The sequence below is a fragment of the Litoribacter ruber genome, from assembly GCF_018449405.1.
In the GTDB taxonomy this organism is placed as follows: domain Bacteria; phylum Bacteroidota; class Bacteroidia; order Cytophagales; family Cyclobacteriaceae; genus Litoribacter; species Litoribacter ruber.
The window spans coordinates 130,540-152,899 of record NZ_JAHCMY010000005.1; the positions used below are offsets into that span (position 1 = coordinate 130,540).

General features: G+C 40.8%; 6 protein-coding genes. All 6 read right to left on the bottom strand.

The genetic code is table 11. The features are described from left to right. Positions 1-267: 267 nt before the first annotated feature. A complete protein-coding gene (locus tag KI659_RS10980) occupies positions 268-1,269 on the bottom strand; it encodes a response regulator (protein ID WP_317195966.1) in 1,002 nt (333 codons plus the stop codon). 3 nt (positions 1,270-1,272) lie between these two features. Further along, a complete protein-coding gene (locus KI659_RS10985) occupies positions 1,273-1,704 on the bottom strand; it encodes a response regulator (RefSeq protein ID WP_213945394.1) in 432 nt (143 codons plus the stop codon). A 70-nt stretch (positions 1,705-1,774) separates the two neighbouring features. Continuing rightward, entirely contained in the window at positions 1,775-7,513 is a 5,739-nt protein-coding gene (locus KI659_RS10990; protein WP_213945395.1) for a PAS domain S-box protein, read from the bottom strand. Between the two features lie 106 nt (positions 7,514-7,619). After that, positions 7,620-11,483, bottom strand: coding sequence for a PAS domain S-box protein (locus KI659_RS10995; protein WP_213945396.1), 3,864 nt, complete (start codon positions 11,481-11,483; stop codon positions 7,620-7,622). 495 nt (positions 11,484-11,978) lie between these two features. Next, positions 11,979-16,241, bottom strand: a complete 4,263-nt coding sequence (locus KI659_RS11000; protein WP_213945397.1) for a PAS domain S-box protein — start codon at positions 16,239-16,241, stop codon at positions 11,979-11,981. A gap of 194 nt (positions 16,242-16,435) precedes the next feature. After that, on the bottom strand, positions 16,436-21,520 hold the full coding sequence (locus KI659_RS11005) for a PAS domain S-box protein (protein ID WP_213945398.1): 5,085 nt from the start codon (positions 21,518-21,520) through the stop codon (positions 16,436-16,438). Positions 21,521-22,360: the final 840 nt, after the last annotated feature.

The window sequence follows — 22,360 nt, forward strand, 5'->3', positions numbered from 1 at the left end:
AAGGGTTAATCTTACTCATTAAATAACAATATTAAGTGCTTTTATAAAGGTATGATGTAAATATAGCAAATTATTACAAGATTTTAATCTAAACGTTATAAATTATTTTTATTTTAATTAAATAATCATTATTTACGTTCAAATTATTATTTGTGTTTAAATGGTCTATAACAGCTGTTGAACGTTTCGATTTTGTATATAAACCGTCTAAAAACGCAAGACCAGCACTGAGGGTGCCGGTCTTGTAATCATTTCATTGACAGTGATTTACATTTCTTTTGTCTTGGTGTTGATTTCACGTACAATTTTGTCAAGTTCCTCTGCTGAATCCATGATATGCGTAAGCAATTCTTTATGGTCTTTATCAGTGGCTTTTTCCAAATCAATCAAATTTACCAAGCCCATCAGCCGAGCTATGGGGGCTCTTACTACATGGGATTGGATCCAGGCAATTTCCCTCATCTGCTGGTTTTGCTTTTCTATGGTTTTGATGTATTTTAATCTTTCCGTGATATCAGAAGATAGTACCAATATTGCATCTTGATCTTTAAATTTTATAAAATTGGTTTTGACTTCAACATGAATTATATCACCATTTTTTTTACGGTGCTTGGCCATTCCATGAAATGGCTTTTGGGTAAGCCTTGAGCTTTGGATAAGATTTTCCAGCTTGACTACTTCTTCCGCTGGTCGAATTTCTTTGATAGTCATGGACAAAAATTCCTCCCTCGAAAAACCATAGTGGCCAATGGTCGCCTGGTTAACGTCCAGGAATTTGAGACTTTCCAGATCAAAGACATACATCGGCTGGGGGCTCAGGTGAAAAAGGTGGCTGTAGCGGCTTTTTGACTCTTCCAAATCATGAAGTATCCTTTTCCGCTCTATGTTGTAAACCAGGCTCTTATAAAGAACAGAAGGGGACAAGTCATCCTTAATCAAATAATCCGAAACCCCCAAAGAAAGTGATCTTACACTGAATTCAAAATCAGAGTATCCTGAAAGAATTATGACAGGGCAGCCGGGTTCCAATGCGTTGAGGTCAAAAATAAGTTGCTCACCACTACCATCAGGAAGGGATAAATCCAACAGCACCACATCATAGGGGCAATCATCTGTTTGGCATAGGAAATATTCAGCCTCTTTAAAGCTTTTGGCCTGAATGGTTTCAGGATTGGCTATGTATTCCTGCAGGTAATCCTCAATCAATGCAAAATCGCCTGGGTTATCTTCTATTACCAGGACCTTGTATTTTTTGTGGTCTTTATACACAGTTTAACTGTTGGTTGGTAGTTGTACGATATTAATCCAAAAATCTTCTATTTTTCCCACAGCCTCTATGAAATCACTTACTTCAACTGGCTTGGTAATATAGCAATTAGCATAATTCTTATAGGCGCTGTCGATATCCACTTGTGAGGAAGAAGTCGTGAGCATAATGACAGGAATACTTTTTAAGTGTTCAGTTTGTTTGATATATTTTAAAACCTCGTGGCCGTTTTTTTTGGGAAGATTTACATCCAATAGAATCAAATCGGGACGGGAGGCTCTGACAAAGTCATTTCTTTTTTCCAGATAATCTATGGCTGACTCCCCATCCCGGATCACTTGGATGGTATTAAAAATCTTTCCTTCTTCAAAAGCCTCCAGAGTCAAAAGGATATCTCCTTCATTATCTTCTATTAATAGAATTTTTATGGGATTCATATGCTACAAGTTAAAAAATAATGTGATAATGAGCAATTATAACTGGATTCACCACGGGTTTATTTTAGAGTTATGATTTAGGGGCTTTTTTGGGAATCGTAAAGTAAAAAGTACTCCCGATACCTTCTTTTGAATCCACCCATATTTTCCCTTTCAGGTTTTCAATTATTTTTCTGGTGACTGCAAGCCCCATTCCGGTGCCGCTATACTCCTCGCGCTGGTGCAGTCTTTGGAAAATGACAAATACCTTTTCCCTGTATTCAGGATTGAAACCTATTCCATTGTCTTCAATAGAAAATTCAAAATGATCCGCCAACTCTTTCCATTGGATCTTTATTACAGGCCTATTGCCAGGTGCCTGGTATTTCAGGCCATTGTTGATCAGGTTATGGAAAACCTGCCTGATGGGTGCCTTTGGTATAGTAAGGGTGGGCAATGTATCCGCGAGGATCTTTGCGCTTGTTTCAGCAATCTGCTGTCTGTGGAGCGATCGGATTTCTTCCAGAATGCCATTCATATCTACCTTTTCGAACTTGTCTTCCATCCGGCCCACACGACTGTATTCCAATAGATCCAAGATAATCTGCCGCATCCTTTTGGCGCCATCCACTGCGAAATAAATGTATTTCCTTCCCTTATCGTCTAATTGCTCCTTGTATTTTTTCTCCAGCAAATTAAGGAAACTAGTAACCATTCTCAAGGGTTCCTGTAGATCATGGGAGGCCACATAGGCAAACTGCTCCAATTCGGCGTTTGATCGTGCAAGTTCCTTGGCGTGGGTTTCCAATTTGCGGTTAAGTTCCTTTAATCTGTTTTCATTCTTGATCCGTTCGCTAATATCGGCATGGATTCCATAAATGGCGACAAGCTTTCCATTATCATCATAAATCGGCCCTGCACTAAGGGAGTAATGGAGGATTTCGCCCGCTTGGTTTAACAGATCAACCTCTTCTTTGACAAACTCCCCGTCGAAAAGCTTTTCAAATATCGCTGCCCCCTTCTGTTTGTTTTCATACAGGTTTATTTCCCCAAAACCCTCAAGCTCCTTTGAGTTTAGCTGAAGGTTTTTCTCAAAGGTAGGATTGAGGTAAATGCTTTTTGGCTGGATATTAATAATACTGATGGCTTCCTGGCTGTTCTCGATTACTTTCTTAAACTTCAACAATTCCAGCTCAGCTAGCTTTTCTTTGGTAATATCCTTAAAATAGACAGTTAGCCCTTCCTCCGCTGGAAATACACTTACGCCAAACCAAGCTTGAAGGGGAGGGAAGTGCTCCTCAAATCTAATTGGCTTTTTGGTCCTTTTGACCTCTTCATAGGATTTGTAGAATGCCAACTCCAAGGCCTCAGGAAAATGATCCCAAAGCAAGGTGCCTATCACTTTTTCTTTATTCCTTCGAAGTAATTTTTCTGCTTCAGAATTCCAGAAGGTCACAATATAATCATCATTAAGGGCAAAAAAACCATCCTGAATACTTTCCAGGGTATCGGTCACTTGCTTTTTGGAGGCTTCCAGCTCGAGCTCATACTTCTTCCTCTCAGTCACATCTCTTGCGATGGCAAAAACATGCTCCTCACCCACCAGAGGCGTGGCAGTCCAACTAAGCCAAATGACCGTCTTATCTTTTTTGATATAGCGGTTTTCGAAATTGTAGATGGTTTCTCCGATGTCCAGGTTACCCAAAGCCGATTTGGTTTTTTCCACATCCTCGGGGTGGATGATGTCCAAAAAGTTAACATCTTGAATCTCTTCAAAATCGTAACCTAGCAACTTTGTAAAAGAAGCGTTGACCCTTTTGAAATAACCCTGAAGATTGGCAATACACAAAAGATCTGGAGAGAGGTCAAAGAATAGGTTCAAATCCAGTTCAGCCTTTTTGCGCTTAAAATCCAAGGCTAAAAGCTGAAGGCTGCTTTCCGATATCTTGGGATGGTTGTTAAGAGGGTCATTGCTTTCATGTCGGAATAAGCAGATAACCCCAATAATTTCCTTTTCAAATTTTATGGGATAACCAATGACACAGCTGAATTTGTTTTGTTGAATGAACTCGTGTCGAACAAATGAATTCTGTTTTTCCAGGTTACCTAACAAAACTACTTCTGCCGAACCATACACCATCCCCGGAAAGCCCTCATCGCGCTTGAAGGACATTTTGTACTTGGTAGGGGAGGTATTCAAGTCCCCTTTATAGGTGACCATGTTAAGTCTGGTATTATCCAGGTTGGCAATCCATATTTCGCCATAATCGAGTTCAGTAAACTCTAGCAGCTTGCCCAAAGAGTCATGGAATATTTGCTCCACAGATGCATTTTGGGCAAAGACTTGACTTAGGGAGAGCTTTAGTTTATCCTCTTTTTCTTTGATTTTATGGGCAGTGATATTCTGAATCGCTCCAACCAGTCGGATGGCCTTACCCTTCTCATCCCTGACAGCAATGGCTCTGTCCCTTACGTACAAAATCTCATCCTTGACATTGTAAAAACGGTATTCTGTAATCCAATTTTGGTCTTTGGAATGGTGGATAAAATTGTAAATGGATTCATTTAGCCAATGAAAATCTTTGGGGTGAACCTTACTTTGCCAGAAATCATGGCCTAGTTGAATTTGTTCTTCGGAAAACCCGAACATCTCACTAAAGCCGGCTGACCTGAAGATCGAGTTTTGTTCAATATCCCAATCCCACACAGCATCAGAGGTAGCTTTAGTTACTAGTTCATACCGCTGGTTACTTGTCCTTAGCTCCATTTCCGCTTTTTTACGGTCGGTAATATCAATACCTACACACTGGATTTCCGTTATATTGCCGCCATAATCCGATAGGGCCATGAATTCCCATATGGTGGTCATAGGATTTCCATCTGGTGTTCTCTTGTCAATTTCTACTCTAAATGCTTCATTGGAGAATGTAAGGCATTTTTCAATTGTCTCTTCCATTTTTTCCAAATGATAAGGCATAATAGAGTCCACGGCTTTTTTGCCTAGGATTTTTCCATCGGAATAAATCCAGGCAAAGGTTTCCTCATACTTTTCATTACAAAAGGTGTATTGGCCCTCCAGGTCCGTTCTGATCACAAAGCTGGTGTGTGATTCAATAATAGCCCGATAGCGGGATTCGCTTTCAATGAGGAGTTCTTTGGCCAAGCGATCTTTGGTGATGTCCTGCACAGTGCCCGAAAGCACCCAATCGCCATCGAGATTCGGCCGATAATAGCCAAATTCCTTAATCCATTTTACTGATCCATCCGGAAGGACTATGCTATGTTCAAATTCGTAACTGTCTTTGTTTGCAATGCAATTCTGAATGACTTTGTGGAAGGTCGTTCTTTCCTCCTCCGGAATCGGCGCCCAGTGGTGTTGTTCAGTAATGACAGTCCCAAGAGGAACCCCAAACATTTCATACACCTCATCTGACCAATCGATTTGTTGCTTTTCTAGATTATTCTGCCAATATCCTATTTTGGCCAGTTTTTGGGCGGCTACGAGTTTGTTTTCCCTATCATAAAGCCTGGACAAGGCTTCTTCTCGCTCTGTAACGTCCAAGGCAATGATCATTTTGGCGGGAAGGTCTTGATAGGTAAGAGCATAACCATAGATCTCCATCTTTGCCAGTTCACCGTTACATTTTTGGTGGGTAAAGATGCCGAATTTGTGTGTAGATTTTTCTCCCAGATTTTCCTGGTGGGCGATCATCATTTTGTCAATTTCTTCCGCAGGTCGGATATCCGCAAGGGTCATTCTCAAAAATTCCTCCTGGTCATACCCATAAAATTCTACCGTGGCATGGTTGACATCTAGGAAGCGTAAAGTTTCCAGATCATAGATCCATTGGGGTAGGGGGCTGGAGTTGAACAGCGTCCAATATTTTTCGGCTGTCTGTTGAAGTTCAATTTCAGCCTTGATTCTTTCAGTAATATCCCTGGAATTGGCCACAATTCCTTTGATGGTAGAATCTTCCAAAAGGTTGGTTATTTGGGTTTCCATCCAGCGCCATTGGCCGTGCTTGTTTTGAAACCTAAATGGAGGAAGGCTAATCCGTCTCTCCCTTTCCAGTCTGCCAAAATGCTCATATACATTATCCACATCTTCCGGATGGATGTAATCAAATGCGCTTTTGCCCAAAAGCTCCTCTGGGCTAATCTCAAGTATGGAGTAGGAGGTGGGGCTCACATAGGCGTAATTTCCTTCTTCATCCAAAATGGCGATCAAGTCGCTACCGTCTTGGACAAGTTTTCTGAACCTTTCTTCATTCTTTCTCAAGATGATTTCCGCCTCTATCTTTTCCCTTCCGTCTCTAGCAACGCAAAACATGAGCTGGTCTTCAGGGTCATAATGAGCTGACCAGATAATGGGGACAACCTTGCCGTCTTTTCGAAGGTATCGGTTTTGGAAGGCGGTGACATCCTGGCCTTGCATGATGGCCTGGGCTGCAGCAAGGGTAATGTCCCGATCATCAGGATGGACCAAGTCAATGTACAACCTCCCGGTAAGCTCTTCAGGTGAAAAGCCCCAAATTTTATGACTGGCCTGGCTCACTTCCTGGAAGTTGCCTTCCCGATCTATGGTGCAGATTACGTCCAGTGACCTGCTATAGACCTTTTCAAGCCGGTCCCTGGATTCTTTTAATTCAGTCTTGGCTTGTTCTGAGGCCGTAATATCTTTTGCAATGCCATAAACGCCCGTTATTTCCTCACCTTGATAAATGGGGAGGTTGGTGATATTAAGGCGCAGTTTTGTGTTTTTGAAAGAGGTGAAATCTATATTGTAATTGAGCTGTTCACCATTTTTGGCCCTTTGGAAATAGTCGGATACACGCTGTTTTTCCCCATCAGGAAGAAATACCAAAAAGTTTGAGTCTAAAAGTTTTGATAAACTTCCCTCCGCTATTGCCACAGCATTTTGATTGGCTTCAATAAATTTGCCGTTCAGATCAAAGGCAAAAACGGCGTCTGGGTGGTGTTGAAAAAGTGATTCGTATCGGTTTTCGCTTACCAATAAAGCTTTTTCGTTTTCTTTTTTATCTGTGATGTCCAGCACATGGGAAATGAAATGATAGGGTTTGCCATTACCTTTTCTGACCAAGGTCACACTGAGCCAAGCCCATATCACATGACCATCTTTATGAAGGTATCTTTTTTCGAGTTTATAGTGTTTGATTTTATCCTCAAGTAGCATTTGGACATGCTCAAGGTCATTTTTCAGATCATCCGGGTGGGTGAGGTCCTGAAAAGTCATTTCAAACAGTTCCTTTCTGCTGTAGCCCGTGATCTCGCATATTTTGGGGTTAACTTCTATCCACCTGCCGTCTAGATCAAGCATAGCAATACCTGCAGAACTGAAGTTGAATACCGATTCAAATTTAAGCTTAGTCTCTTCTAGTTGTGATTTCTCCGAATTGTTTTTAATTTGAAGCAATACATAATCCGTTACCTCCTTGACTTGATGGATAATACATTCTACCTCCCCCTGCTCATTTAAAATGGGTGTATTAATGGGTTCCCAATAGTGTTCCTCGATTTTGCCGGTTCGATGGTTAAAGACATCGTACTTTACGATCGGCATTTCATGGGCCTTTTTTTCCCGGATTATTTTGTTCAAACTGTTTTCCAGGTTTTTGGGTCCATTGTCGTCACCCAGACTCGGAAAGGCCTCAAAAATCCCCTTGCCAATCAAATCCTCTTTTTCCCTATTTGTGTCCCTGAGATAGGACTTATTCACATCTAGAATGGTGAAAATCGGTTTGTTTGCCTCCACAATCAGGTAGGAAGTGGGAGCACCATCAAAGATGCCTTGTAAAAGACTTTGATCCATATTGAAGATCGGGTGTAAGGTTAGGAAGAATTACAGTCTTACTAAGTTTGCAAAAAAGGGGCAGAATAAAAAATTCCCCATGATTTTGGTTCATGGGGAATTTTTTCTATTGAAGTACCTGGTCTTCTTTTTTGATCTCAGAATGGATACCAAAGACAGCGATTACCTTATCCTTCTCATCAAATATTGGGCCTGCGCTCAGGTGAAAGTCCTCATGTTCCCCACTCTGGGTTGTCAGGGTAATGATGCCATCATAATACTTTCCGTTCGTTAAAGTGTCAAATACCTCCTTGGCCTTCTTTGGATCGGTAAAATACTGGGCAGGCCTTTCTACCCCTTTGAATCTGTCATCTGGCTGTCCAAGTTTAGCCAGTAGTGCGGGGTTGCGGTAATGGGTATTCTGTTCAAAGTTTAGAATTCCGATGCCTTCCTTGGAGTTTTCAATCACATTTTTAAACTGCATCAGCTCGAGCTCAAGTTGCTTGCGTTCGTTGATGTTTTTAAAATAAACGGTGATACCATCCTCAGAAGGGTAAGCGGTAACTTCAAACCAGGTATTTACCGGAGGGAAAAATTCCTCAAAATTAAGAGATACTTTTTCCGTCATAACTTTGTTGTATTTGTCAAAGAAAGCCAATGATACTGCCTCCGGGAAAGAATCCCAAAGAACTTTACCCAGAACTTCTTCTCTTTTTACTCCTAAGAGCCTTTCTGCCTCCCGATTCCAGTAAGTAACCTTAAAACTCTTATCTAAGGCAAAAAACGCATCTTGTATGCTTTCCAGCGTTTTGGTTACTTCATCTTTGCTTGCTTTCAGTTTTTCTTCATAGTCTTTACGCTCCGTGATGTCCCGGCCTACGGAAATAAATACCCCTTCATCTACTAGGGAGGTAGATGTCCAGGCGATCCACCTATACTTTCCAGACTTGGTTCTAAGGCGGTTTTCATTCTTCATCACATGACCGGGCTCCTCCATTCTAGAAAAAACCTGTACAGTTTCCTCTTTATCCTCATCATGAACCCAGTCAACAAAGTAAGCGTTAAACATCTCTGATTCTGAGTATCCCAATGTCTGCTGGGCGGCTTTATTCACTTTTTTGAAGGCACCATCCATTCCCACTATAAAAAGCATATCACCTGAAATGTCAAAAAAGGCATTAAGGTCATTTTCTGATTTCTTACATACGTAATCGGTGGCCAATTGCTCACAGATACTGAGGCTGATCTGAGAAGTAGATCTGATGATGGTGTTTTTGTCTTGAGCATACAAGGCAAAAACCGCAATAGTTTCTCCATTGCAGCAAATCGGAAAGACTACCGCACTTTCAAGCTTATTGGCTATGGCGAAGTCCTTGCGGACAAACTCTTCACAATTCTGAAGATCGGTGAAAAACAGCTTTTCGCCGGTCTCCCAAGCTTTTCCGTGAATTCCCTCTCCTTTTGAGAAATTTAATGGAAAATCCCGAGGGGACTGAATCACATTTCCCCCAAAAGAGGAGAGAACTAACCCTTCTTTATCTGAAGGCTTGAACCACACTTCTCCATAGGTCAATTCAGTAAATTCCAGAATGATATCAAGGGATTTACGAAGACCTTTGCCGGGACTGTTTTCTTTTCTAAAGACAGCGCCGAGATCAATCCTAAGTTTGTCTTCTTTTTCCAAAAATTTCTCTTGTGTGATATCCGACAGTGCCCCCACTATTCTTATGGCTTTGCCAGAATTGTCCCTTACGGCTATTGCCCTATCCTGCACATAGGCATAATCTCCATCTGCTTTTCTATACCGATATTCATCCTCCCAGTGTAATTCTTGGCTATCTATGAATCTCTTAATACTTTCAGCTATCCTTTCCCGGTCCTTGGGATGGTTAAGGTTATCCCAGGCCTTGACATCTTGGGGCAGGAGAGAGGGATTGTGGCCGAATATCTTGAGAAACCCACTTCCCCTAAAAACCTGTCCGGTCTCTATATTCCAATCCCAAACGGCGTCTGAAGTGGCTTGTGTGACAAGTTCGTAACGCTGGTTACTCTGATTAATAGCCGCTTCGTACTTTTTCCTTTCAGTAATATCCTTGGCCACACAAAACATGATTTTTTCGGCAAAATCAAAATGTACCGACCAAGCCGTGTCTACCAAATGTCCATCTTTATGGATATACCGATTTTCAAAATTAGTGAGGTCAACTCCTGAAAGGATTTCACTAGCTGCTACGGAGGTTTTTAATTGGTCCTCCCCATACACATAATCAGCGTATGGGGTGCCGCACAATTCTTCCGGCTTATAGCCCCAAACCTTCAAACTGGCTTCACTGACGTCAATAAAATTGCCTTCAGGGCTTATGGTACAGATGACATCAAGAGATTGGTTAAGTATCTTTTTTAACTTGGCTTCGTTGGCCTCCAAAGCATGTTGTGCATCTTTGGCTTTGGTGATGTCAGTCATTACCCCACGCAAAACGGTGGCCCGGCCTTTCCGTTTGATGATAGACACGTTGTTCCGTAACCATACTGTCCGGCCATCGGCAGCAATCATCCTTGATTCAAAAGTAAAATTCTTCCCCGTTTCCATACCTTCCAGGAAAGCCACCCAAAGGGCATTTCGGTCTTCTTGGAGCACGTGTTCAAACCAAAAATTCTCATGATTATACCACTCATCGGGTGAAAAGCCCAAGATTTCCTTTGTTTGTGGGCTGACGTAAAGCGTTTTCAGGTTTTCATCTGATTCCCACACCATTCCATCAATGGTAGAAATAAGCTGTTCATATTGATCTTTGGCTTTAAGCAGGGTGATTTCCGCATTCAGTTTATCGGTGATATCTTTAGCAATACCATATACACCAACAATCTTCCCGTGGGAGATGATCGGCATGTTGGTAATGTTAAGTGTCTTAAGTTCTCCTTTACTGGAAAGAAACCCAGTATTGTAGCTCAAAGACTTTCCCTCAGAGGCCTTTAGAAAATTATCAAAAACCCTCCTTTTATCATCTAAGGGGATAAAAGGCAAAAACAAGTTACCCAAAAGTTGATCCCAGGTCAGCTGGGTAAGTCTGCATGTGGCATCATTGGCACTGATGAATTTGCCGTCCAGGCTAAAGGCAAACACGGGGTCTGGGTTGTGGTGGAAGAGAGACTGGTATCTTTGCTCACTTTCCAGCAAGGCCAACTCTACCTCTTTTCGATCGGTAATGTCTATAAAATGGACCACATAATGCAATGGCCGATCTTTTTTATCTTTGATAAGGGTCACGCTGGCGTAAAACCAAACAGTTTTGCCATTGCGATGATAGAATCTAATCTCAGTGTTGAATACCGATTTTCTATCGATATTCAGTTGGCCCAAACCATATCCAAAACTGTCTATATCTGCGGGGTGGATAAATTTCTCATACTTTTGATTTAAGTATTCGTAGCGTCCGTAACCCAGATAATCGGTCATTTTGGGATTTACCTCCACCCAGACTCCGTCAAGATTTATTAAGGCAATAGCCACTGAGGAAAGTTCAAAAATATTCTTGAATTTAAAATCCATTTCTGCCGATAGGGCAGTTTGGAATTTTGGGGCCAGCAAATCTGAAATGGATTCTGTGATGTCATAGGTTTTTACCAAAATATACAGGACCTCACCATTCCTGTCCAATATTGGTTGACTGGTGATTTCCCAGTATTTCTCCTCCTTTTCTCCCGTGTAATGATTTTTGACATCATACTTTAAAACCGTAAGCTTAAAAGGCTCTTTCTTATGCAAAGAATGCCGAAGGGCTACCAGCATGTCTTCAGCTCCCTGTTCCTGATCTTCCATGGCAGGAAAAGCTTCAAACAGCGTTTTGCCCACGATCAATTCTTTTGGTGCAAGGGCAATTTTGAGGAAAGCTTCATTTGCATTCTTAATGGTGAATTCGGGTTCATCTATACCAAACACTATAGAGGGGGTGTCGGTATAATTGAATATTTGTTGAAAAATTGGATCCATAGTGGGTGCATTAAAACTTATGACCGAAAAAACTGAATATTGGGCGGAGATTCAATTTTAGGGCAATTTAGTTATTTTTATTCTATTAATTGCTTCTTACAATAGGTAAACTGTTTAAAAAATTCCAAAATGAAAAAATAAAATTTTGACAGTTAAACAGAAGTATGTTTTGGTTTTGACGTTAATGTGCTAGAAAATATGCATTAAGAAAAGGATAACAATTGTTATTATTGCTGTAATTCAATTCCCAGAATAAAATTCTTGAAGTTTAATTAAAATTAATTAAAAATTATTTGCATTAATAAATCAATAATATAAAATTTCATATAGGTGTCATTGGAATATACATGTCAAACAAGGTGTTTAGCTTGATAATATGTAATTTTATTGGGATTGTTAAATTTACATTAATTTACATTATTTAACCGTTTATAACCATATGAATTTTGTTTATAAAATTACTTTAAGGGTTCTTTCTTCGCATCCATTGACATTCTAGGTGATCACTCTAGCCACTGAAAACATCAATTTTTCTTCTACCCAGGGACTGGTAGTCCAAGAGAGGCGGAGTATTTGACCGGATTTGGTTTGGATCCGATTTTCAAATTGGTGTATAGATTTCCCTTTGATGGAATCCTGCATTTTAGCTAGAGATACCTCCAAATCGTCAGGGTGAATGGCCTCTTTAATCATGATGTTATTGACCTCATTTGCGGAGTAACCAAGGATGGTTTCTGCTGCTGAATTCATTTTTTTAACCTTACCATCGAAATCTGATATGATGAGAATGTCCTCGGAGAGGTCAAAGAACAGGTTGAGGGTATGCTCTGCATTTTTCCTTACGTAATCCCTAGCCATTTGGTCCAAAATATTTTGCTGTATTGGAGCCACTTTTTCGACCACACATTCCTTTCGCTTGGAAAAAAGTAACATGACTCCAAATACTTCCCCATTGAAAATTATGGGGTACCCCACGGCGCATTCCAGCCTATTGGCTTTGGCAAAGTCTTTCCTGATAAATAAGGGTGTGGATTGGATATTTTTAAAATACCCTATTTCCTTTTGATTGAAAATTTTTCCTGGTAAAGATCCGTTTTGTGCAGTATCCAAGATGTAATAAGAGGTTTCCTCTGCTATAGAGCCGGACCAGCCTACTAATTTCAGTTTGGTACTTCCAGGTGATTCAGGAAACCAGATCTCACCGTAGTCTAGTTCTGTATAAGCTAAAATCTCTTCCAAAGAACGTTTTAGGGATTTCCGCGGGGAATCTTTTTCAGAAAAGATATCAGCCAGTGTCAGTCTTAATTTATCTATATCCTCATGAGTGCTCTGCTGGGTAATGTCTTCCATAGCACCCACCAACCTGATGGCTTCCTGGTTTTGGTTTCGGATGGCCATGGCTTTATCAAGAATCATCACATATTCTCCATCAGCACGTTGAAACCTATACCTGCATTCCCAATGTATTTCCTTGCTACTTATGAATCTAGCGATACTCTGCAAGGCTTCTTTGCGGTCATTTGGATGTACTTTACTTTCCCATTCTGACATGTTGGAAAAGGGTTGGTCTTCGAAACCAAAAATCTTGTAAAAACCATCGCCAAACAAAATGGTTTCCTTCTCCAAGTTCCAATCATAGATGGCATCCGAGGTTGCGGAAATTACCAATTCGTAACGTTTGTTACTCTCCGCCAATTCTGCTTCCACATTTTTTCTTCCGGTAATATCCTGAACTGTTCCTTCAAAAATGGCAAGATTACCTTTGCTATCTTTCACTGCTTTCCCCAGAGATTGCACCCATTTGGTTCTAAATTGCGAAAGCTGGATTCTATACTCAATATCAAGTGGTTCTCCACTTTCCATTGACTTACCCACCTGCTCCCTGACATAATTTAAGTCTGCTGGATGCACTGTAGAAAAGAAGTATTCCAGATCAACTGACATATCTGGGTTAATTTCCCAAATCTCATAAACTCCTTCACTCCAATAAAGCCTTTCTTCATTCACCCGGACTTCCCAATAGCCCATGTGAGCCATTTTTTGGGCTGTCAGTAACTGTTGCTGGTGTTGTTGGATCTGCTTAAGGGCATTTTCACGTTCGGTTACATCTACAGACACGATCATTACCCCTTTTTTATCCCTAAAATGAAAATCATAGCCAGAAATTTCCACTTTTATAGGAGTGCCGTCTTTTTTGAGATGGGTGTGTACTCCATAGTTGTGCACCCCATTACTGGGGTCATATTTTTTTAAGGATTTTTTGAGCTTAGGAATATTCTCTTTCGGCCTGATGTCCTTGATGGTCATAGACAGAAATTCTTCTCTTGTGTAGCCGTATTTATTGATAGCCGTCTGGTTTACATCCAAAAACTTGAGTGATGCTTCATCAAAAATCCATTGGGGAAGGGGGCTGGAGTGGAAGAGAAGTCTATATTTTTCTTCCGAAATCCTCAGCGCACTTTCGGCTTCAATTTTATGTGTAATGTCCCTCGAATTAAAAACCAATCCCTCAACAGCTGGATCATCCAACAGGTTTGTTACGATGGTATCCACCCAAATAAAGGTGCCATCCTTCTTTTTAAACCGGTGCGGGGGCATGGTAAGCTGCTTTTGGATGTGAATATTTTGGAGGGCTTCAATTAAAATATGCTCGTCCTCTGGGTGTATCAGAGTTTCGCTGGCTTTTCCGGTTAATTCCTCCGAGGTGTAGCCGGTCACTCCATAAATGTTATCACTAACATACACAAAAACACCTTCTGAATTGGCAATACCCACCACATCCACCCCGTTTTGCACTAAAGCGCGGTACCGGCGTTCATTCAGTTGCATGGTTATTTCGGCAGCTTTTCTATTGGTAATGTCACTGGCTACAGAGTATATCAATTTGGTTTCAGGATCGTAATGGGCTGACCAGATCATAGGGACTTCATGGCCATTTTTGTGTATATACCTATTCTCATGAGAGCGGATATCCTTGCCAGTCAAGATTTCTCCCATGGCATTTACGGTGCCATCATAATCATCTGGATGCACGAAATTATAAAAAGAAACTCCTGTCAACTCTTCTTTGGTATACCCCCAAACGCGTTCACAGGCATCGCTGAGGTCTACGAAATGTCCATCTTCATTAATGGTGCAAATCACATCCAAGGATCTTTCCATGATCTTGGAAAGTTTGGCCTGTTGGATTTCAAGTTCTTGTGCAGTGATTTTGGAAGCGGTGATATCGCTCATTACACCTCTCAAAACCGTGGCCCGCCCGGGGCGTTTGATTACGGTAACCTGGTTTCGGATCCAAACGATCTGTTGAAGGGATCCTACCATACGGTATTCCATGGTAAAATTGCCGCCTTGGTCCATACCTTCGAGAAAGCTTTTCCAAAACTTTTGATGGTCTTCGGCATGAATTTTTTCCATCCAAAAATTATCATTGGCATACCATTTTTTAGGCTTATAGCCGAGGATTTTTTCGGATTGGGGAGAAATAAATGCCGTTTTAAGGTTTTCATTTGCCTCCCATACTATACCATCAATAGTGGAGATGAGCTGCTCGTACTGATCCCTGGATTTTTGGATGGCCTGGTCTGCCTTTACCTTTTCGGTTACGTCTTTGGCAATACCAAAGACACCAATGATTTTACCACCTGTTTTAATAGGCATATTGGTTACTGAAAGGGTACGCTCCGTCCCCTTGGCTGATATCAGTCCTGTCTCATAGGTGATGGCCGTACCCATGGATGCTTGGAGGAAATTCTCATATACCCTTCTTTTGTCTTCAAAGGGGATAAGAGGGAGAAAATATGAGCCAATAAGGGCTTCCATGGTAGACTCACTGAGTTTCAAAGTAGCTTCATTGGCCGATGCAAAGCGCCCATCCATGTCAAAAGCGAAAACGGCATCGGGATTCTGCAAAAACAGGGATTGATATCGTTGCTCACTCTCCTGCAGGGCGATTTCAATTTCTTTTTTTTCTGTGATATCTAGCAGATGGGCCACATAATGATAGGGACTGCGATCCTTCTTCCTCACCAGATTCATGCTCAGGAAGGTCCAAACGATGCCCCCCTGCTTGCTATAAAACCTTATTTCACCTTTGAAGCTTTCCGGTAGATTTTTCAGTCCGAGCTCAAGGGTGTCCAAGTCAGCTGGATGAGTCATTTGCTTGAAGTTTTTCTTCAATAATTCCCAGCGGCTAAACCCTAATATTTCACAGGTTTTAGGATTGACCTCCTTCCAGTTGTATTCTAAATCCACCAAAGCGATGCCTTCGGAGGCAAGATCAAATATATTTTTGAATTTTAAATCTACCTCATCTAGCAAAGAAACACCAGGGTTGGGATTGACCATGGTTTTAACATGGTCGGTTACATTTTCAATTTTGGCTAATATTCTGGTTACGGTATTATTCTCACCAAAAAGCGGTATATAATGACTTTCCCAGAAAGTTTCGATTATCTCACCAGATGTGGAGTCTTGGATGTCATATCTAAAAACTGGGAGTTTGACCTCTTTGCCGGTTTCCACCACTTTCTTCAAAGAGGCATAAAGTTCCTTGGAACCTCCCCCGGCATTGCGGTCTTCGCCAAGATCGGGAAATGCCTTAAAAACACTTTTCCCAATAATGTCTTCACTTTTGGCTTGTACCGCCGCAAGATAGGCTGGGTTGGCATCAAGAAGGGTAAATTGGGGGGCGTCAGCTAAACAAATGGCCGCAGGTGAGGAAATATGCTGAAAGATCTGCGAGTAAGTTTTATCCATAGCTCTAAGGCCTTGATGTAGTTAGGTTATAAGGGTTTAATTCAGGCAAAATACAGAAAAATCTCCAAATTATCCCGATTTGCCATAAAACAAAAGCCTGGACAATAGCCCAGGCTTTTGATGAGATAATATTTTAATTTCAAACCAGAGGCTAATAACTGCTTTAAAGTTGAAATCTACCAAAGATTAAACCATTAATTATTGTTAACATCCACTACAGCAAAATCTTCGGGATTTCCCTGGTAGGCCTTCCTGAATTTTTCCAATTCCACTTCCATTTTTTTCTTTTCCGTATAATCTTTAAAATAAATGGAAAGTCCGGATTCGGCAGGGTAGGCCGTCACTTCAAACCACTTATCAGAAGGAGGATAATAATCTATGACTGTTACCACCTTTCTATCCTGCAAGGCCTCTTTATATTTGGGGTAAAACTGACGCTTTGTAGCTTCAGGAAACACCTCCCACAGATTTCTACCTTCCACATTTTCCCTGCCTATACCCAATAATCTTTCAGCCTCCTTGTTCCAATAGGTGACTGTCCAGTCTTCTTCTATGGCAAAAAAGGCATCTTGAATACTTTCTAAAATCTTATTCACCCGGCTATTGGCCTTCTCAATTTCTTCATCTTTAAGGATTTTGTCGGTAACATTTTTAAAATATACCGATACCCCCTCTTCTGAAGGATAGGCAGTGATGTCAAACCAGCCTTCTAATGGTTCGAAATATTCCATGAAAGTAATTGGCTCTTGAGTGTCCATCACCTTTTTATAATTGGTGTAAAATTTCAGTTCTGGACTTTCGGCTTCGGGAAACTCCTTCCAAAGGGATTGTCCTATGACATCTTCTTTCTTTCTTTGCAGAAGCCTTTCTGCTTCATCATTAAAATAGGTGACCTTGAAATTTCGGTCCAAAGCATAAAACCCATCCTTTATACTGTCCAGAATATTGAATATTCGCTCGGAACTTTCCCGCAGCTCCTGTTCCTTCAATTTATTTTCTGTGATATCCCGAGCTACACAAAATAGGACATTTTCTTGGACGTAAGGACTCACCGTCCATGCCATCCACACCTCATGTCCATTCTTATGTATATACCTATTTTCAAAGTGGGCTAAGGATTGATTTTTCCGCGTCTCTTCAATGAAATTCTTGGTCCTATCTACGTCCTCTTGATGAATAAGGGTCTCGAATGGAATACTCAATAACTCCTGAGGGGTATATCCAAGAATGGATTGAATAGCATTATTTACTTTTTTAACATATCCGTCATAACCTGTAATAGCCAAAATATCCTTGGACAAATCAAAAAAGAGGTTAAGCTCATTTTCAACCGTTTTACGCCGGAAGTCGCTTGCTATTTGTTCCAGGGTGGCCGAGCTTATATAATTAAGGTTATTCAGGTCTGTTATCTTTTCTTTAGAGTACAGGATGACCATGGCAAGGCTTTGGCCAACTGAATTTAAAGGGAATGCAACAGCAGTTTCGAGCTTGTTGAGCTTGGCAAATTCCTTCCTATAATATACATCGTTATTCGAAAGTTCATTTAGAAGGGAAACTTGGTCTTGATTCCAGACTGCCCCCTGCATTCCTTGGTCCAAATCCATTAGGGTAGGATATCGATTAGGGTCTACCTTTAATTTACCTTTATGAGTAAGTAAAGTCAATTGGTTTTGGCCAGCGATTGCAGGTACCCATACTTCACCATAGATCATTTCGGTATACCGAAGAAGTGAATCCAAACAACCTGCCATGGAAAGTTGTGGGGAATCGTTTAGGGCAAATGACCTTCCTAACTCAAACTTCAACTGTTTTTCTTTTTCCTGTTGCTCATTTAAGGTAATATCATGGATGGTGCCCACCAAACGCAAAGGGATTCCTTCTTCACTTCTGACAACAATTGCATAGAGATTTACATAGTACTTAACCCCTTGGGCATTTATAAGCCGGCAGTTATGCTCCCAAGTTTGAGCAGTGCCTTCCAGGAATTCATCCAAACTGGAGTCTAGGTCATTTTTGTCGTTTGGGTGAATGAACTTGATCCATTCTTTTCGGGATTGTCCGAGCTCATTGATATCATACCCAAACATTTTTTCAAAGCCTTGTCCATAATAAATGTCTCCATTGACCATGTCCCAGTCGAAAATAGCCTCAGATGTAGCTTGGGTCAGCAATTCATACCGTTGGTTGCTTTCCTCCAACTTGGCCTGAACGAGTTTTCTTTCGGTAATATCCTGGACGGTCCCTTCAAAATAAACTTGTTTACCCTGTTCATCCAGCACCATTTTACCCAATTCATGGATCCATTTTATACGGCCATCTTTGAGTTGAATCCTGAATTCAATATCCAGTTCAGACCCCGTTTCCAATGAATGGGTAAAAGAATTCTGGATAATATGGACATCCTGTGGGTAAATTGTCGTGTAAAACCAATCCACATTCGACACATTTTCCGCTTCTTGCTCCCAGATTTTATAGGTTTCTTCGCTCCAATACAGGGAGTTGTCCTTTAAATCAATTTGCCAATATCCCATCTTAGCCATTTCCTGGGCCTTGATAAGTTTGGCTTTTTGGTTTTTGATTTCATCCAGGGCTTTTTCTCTTTCGGTTACATCCACAGCCACAGTCATTACACTACTGTTTCCATGGAAGTCCATTTCATAGCCTGAGATTTCCATTTTCACCAAGGTGCCATCCTTCTTTTGATGCGTGAATATTCCAAAATCCTTGAACTGCTTGCCTTTCATTTTTTCCAATGAGGCCTGGAGTTTTGGCAAATCGCTCTTTGGTCTGATGTCTTTGATAGTCAATGTAGTGAATTCCTCATAGGAATATCCGTAAAAATCAACTGCCTTTTGGTTAACATCCAAAATCTCCAAAGATTCACTATCATATACAAATTGAGGGACCGGACTCAACTGAAATAAAAGCTTGTGCCTTTCCTCAGATTTTTTCAGTTCCTGATCGGCCTCGATTTTGAAAGAAATATCTCGGCTATTGAATACCAACCCATTGATAGCGGGGTCAGAAAGATGGTTGGTAATCACGCTATCTATCCATATAAAGGATCCATCTTTACACCTAAACCTATGGGGGGGCAAAGCTACTTTATTGGTATTGGCCAATTCCTCCTCCTTATTGGATATCTTCTCCAAATCATCAGGATGGACAAATTCAAATCCATTTTTACCCACTATTTCTTCGCTTTTAAATCCGGTGATGGATTCAGTATTGGGGCTGACATATTTAAATACCCCTTCTTCATCCATGATACCAACGATATCGGCGCCATTTTGTACTAGGTTTTTGAAGCGCTGCTCACTTTGCTGCAATTGATATTCTACGGCTTTCTTTTCCGATATATCCCTGGCCACACAATACATCAGCCCAGTCTGGCGATCAAAACTTGCAGACCATATATTATTGACCAAGTGGCCATTTTTATGGTGGTAGCGGTTTTCAAATGTCTTGATATTTTTCCCGTTTACAATTGCCTCGGCTTCATGGTAGGTTTTGGGAAGATCTTCTTCCAATATGAATTCATAGATTTTTCTGCCTTTCATTTCTTCCGGCTTATAACCCCACATCTGCTCTGCAGCTGGGTTTAAATCCACGAAAGTACCCTCGGCATCAATTGTGCAAATTACATCCACTGCACTATCCATGATCTTGGACAGCTTGGCTTCGTTGGCCTGTAGGGCGATGATGGCTTCTCTTGCTTCAGAAATATCGGACAATACACCCCTGAGCAGGGTGCGTTTGCGCTGCCGGATTACGGCTACATTAGTCCTCAGCCACACGGTGTTGCCATCCGCATTGATCATTCTGAACTCAAAACTGAAGTTGGACCCTTTTTCCATACCGACTAGAAACTCTTTCCAAATCCGCATTTTATCCTCCGGATGGAGGTGGTCCATTAAAAAGTTTTCATTGGCGTACCAGTCATTTGGATCATATCCGAGAATGTGGCTGGTTTGGGGGCTTACAAAATGAAATTTCAGGTTATCATCTGACTCCCACACAATCCCATCCACGGTGGAGATCAATTGTTCGTATTGATCCTTGGAAGCCAGAAGTTGCTTTTCTGCCAATACTTTGTCTGTGATGTCTTTTGCAATACCATGGACCCCTACAATCTTATCTTGTGAAATAATGGGCATATTGGTCACCTGGATAAATTTTTCCTTACCAGTTGAGGTCATGACCCCACAAGAATAAGTGATAGAATCACCTGCTGAAGCTTTTAAAAAATTTTCATAAACCCTTCTTTTATCATCAAATTGAATAAAAGGTAAAAACAGCGAACCTATTAACTCCTCGGCTGTTTTTTCCACCAGCTTATAGGTACTTACATTGGCACTTATAAATCTTCCTTCTAGGTCAAAAGAATAAACTGCATCGGGATTATGAGTCACTAAGGACTGATGCCTTTGTTCGCTTTCTTGGAGAGCAAGTTCTATTTGTTTTTTCTCTGTGATATCTAAGAAATGAGCTACGAAATAATTGGGTTCACCATTGGGTTTTCTCACTATGGTCAGACTGGACACTACCCAAATCACCTTGCCATTGCGGTGATAGTATCTTTTTTCGGTTTCGAAAGAATCTTTCTTCCCTTCAACCAAATCATCGAGTAATTCTAGGCAATGGTCGAGATCCCCAGGGTGGGTCATTTTTTGAAAGTTCATTTTCAAGAGTTCCCAACGGCTATACCCGAACATTTTAGGAATCTTGGGATTGACTTCCATCCAGTGGCCCTCTAAATCCAACAGGGCAATGCCTGCTGAAGAAAAATCAAAAATATTCTTAAATTTAAAATCAATTTCCTCAAACAGGGAAGTTGATTTTTTACCCATACCGATATTCCCGCCTCCCATAAGAGTGCGCAGGTGAGGAGTAATATCATTTATTTGGATCAGTAAGCTCTCTACCTTTCCAGAAGAATCAAGCATAGGAGAGGAACTCAGCTCCCAATATTTTTCCTCGCGCTTTCCAGTCTGCTGGTTGATGACATCATATTTGATGACTGGCATCTTAAAAACATCCTTGGTGGCGATGGTCTCCTTTAAAGCCGCAAGCAGGTCACTTTGCCCATGATTTTCGCCTTCCCCCAAATCCGGAAAAGCCTCAAAGACGCCTTTTCCGACTATCTTCTCGAAACTTGACTTCACAACTTCAGTATAGGCCTTATTTACATCCAAGATGGTGAAGGTGGGAGCATCCACATCGAAGATTGCCGAAGGAACCACTGAATCTTTAAACACTTTCCGGTAAGCTTGTAACATTTATGTATAAGTCTTTAGAATGATGTTTATACTATTTCGCAAATAGGTCTAACTGGGAATTGGCGCAATTTAAGGATAAATGTTGAAATTAAGTGCTTTAAAATCCAGTAAAAGTATAATTTATCGTGTATAAACAGTGCAGTACAATCCGATCCATGTGTTAAACGAGATGCTGAAAGTTGTTTATTTTTGTTCAATCAATACTACACAAAAAAGCTGTCCTGCTGGTAATAGTTGCTTGGATTGCCCTTAAAATTTACAGGGGGTAATAATTTTTTCTTTTGAGTTTGGTTTCCAGCATCCTATCGGATGATCCATTAACTTGGTCGCGACGTGTATTGTTTACCCAAAAATCCCGACATTGAGCAAATCAATCCCCATAAAAGAGATACAAACTGGAAGAATACAGATATGAACATTTTAATCCTCAAGAAAAAATAAAAGTTTTTAAATCGAAAGAAGATTTCGTTTTGTGACATCCTTACTTTTCAAAAAAGGTTTTTAATCCTAAAAGCGAAAAGAAATGCAAATCAATATAGAGGAAAGTAAATGTTATATAAATACAAAATTACCCAATGAGTATTAAAATATTACTAATTAAAATAGCTATTTTTATTTTGGCATTATTATTACATAGATGTGATCAGGATATGATTTGAAGCAAATAAAAAATATATAGATCTTAAGCCCTCGGGTTACTCTTCCACTCCTCAAGAGTCGGAACCCGAGGCACAAAACATGAATTACCTCACACTAACCAACTAACTACCACGACAAGCTGCTTTTCCTAAAGGCAGCTTGTTTCTTTTTGGTTTATGGGTTGTGTGCCTGCGGCACAGG

Bases quoted from the DNA above. Each gene is read 5' to 3' on its own strand.
- KI659_RS10985 (WP_213945394.1), bottom strand. From the start codon at position 1,704: ATGAATCCCATAAAAATTCTATTAATAGAAGATAATGAAGGAGATATC.
- KI659_RS10990 (WP_213945395.1), bottom strand. From the start codon at position 7,513: ATGGATCAAAGTCTTTTACAAGGCATCTTTGATGGTGCTCCCACTTCC.
- KI659_RS10995 (WP_213945396.1), bottom strand. From the start codon at position 11,483: ATGGATCCAATTTTTCAACAAATATTCAATTATACCGACACCCCCTCT.
- KI659_RS11000 (WP_213945397.1), bottom strand. From the start codon at position 16,241: ATGGATAAAACTTACTCGCAGATCTTTCAGCATATTTCCTCACCTGCG.
- KI659_RS11005 (WP_213945398.1), bottom strand. From the start codon at position 21,520: ATGTTACAAGCTTACCGGAAAGTGTTTAAAGATTCAGTGGTTCCTTCG.